At 45.2% G+C, this 604-nt stretch carries 1 pseudogene; it reads right to left on the bottom strand.

What is annotated here, in order from left to right:
- A pseudogene (locus tag R8N47_RS26595) lies at window positions 1-604 on the bottom strand (AAA family ATPase); the annotation flags it as partial.

The following is a 604-nucleotide window of genomic DNA, read 5'->3' on the forward strand; positions in this document are numbered from 1 at the left end:
ATTGGTATCTACATCAACGTCACCGATATCACCAATCACATCAGGGAACTCATTCAAACCGACATCGAGCATCAGTTCTTGCTCTTCAAACTCACCACCTTCTTTGTCCACTTGAGCCATCAGTTCATCAATAGTCATAAACTGATTTTTCTTAGGGTCAAAGTCATCAAGATCTTCCTGCTCGGCCCAGTTCTCTTGCGCGATTTCAGGTTGAGTCAGCGCTTCACTCGAACTCCACACTTCTTGCTGGTCTTCAGGGACTTCTTCCGTAACCGATGGTTCAGGCATGTCTGATGCTGGCTTAAAACCATCCCAGTCATCACCGACATCCAACATGGTTTCGAAATCCATGCCTGCACTTGCAATGGTGTCGCTGTCGAGTTTGCCATCAAACGCTTCAGCACTTGGCTCATCTGCAAGTAAGTTAGCCATCGTTGATTCATCAAAATCGTCTAACTCAGATGGAGATTCAATAGCAGTTGGCTGCTCTACCTCTTGATCAAAACTGTTTTGAGCGAAGACTTCAAAAAGCGCATCATGGTCATTATCTGCCTGGAGAATTGGCTTAGGCGCAACTTTTGATTCTGATGAAGATGATGCTTCA

This window comes from Vibrio sp. 2132-1, from assembly GCF_033344315.1.